This window comes from Petrotoga sp. SL27 (assembly GCF_002924605.1).
Lineage (GTDB): Bacteria > Thermotogota > Thermotogae > Petrotogales > Petrotogaceae > Petrotoga > Petrotoga sibirica.
The window spans coordinates 1-317 of record NZ_JAIP01000016.1 but is presented as its reverse complement, the minus strand read 5'-3'; the positions used below and the strand labels follow the sequence as shown (position 1 = coordinate 317).

1 pseudogene is annotated in these 317 nt (G+C 36.6%); it reads left to right on the top strand.

Annotated elements, in window-relative coordinates:
* Window positions 1–27 precede the first annotated feature (27 nt).
* A pseudogene (locus AD60_RS06585) lies at window positions 28–317 on the top strand (ATPase); the annotation flags it as partial.

Genomic DNA, 317 nt, shown 5'->3' with positions numbered 1-317 from the left:
AACCTATGGCGTTCAAAACACAGATTTATGAAAAAAGCGGATCCTTTCAGTCATAATTCAAGAACGAGGATTCATAAGCAAATATCCTTAGTCAAGAACAACTCTGATCTAAAAAGCTTAGTCTTGAGATTATATAGACAAATTCTTGTCAACATTTCAGCCAGAAGAGTAAAAGTGCTGAGGCAACTTCCCGGTGGAGTTCAAGCAGGATTTATAGTTGATCGTCCTAAACCTAAACCAGAAGCTAAAATAGCCAATGCTGATTTTTTATATAACATGGAATATGTTTGGAGTGTAGTACTGGAACCACCCGTTAT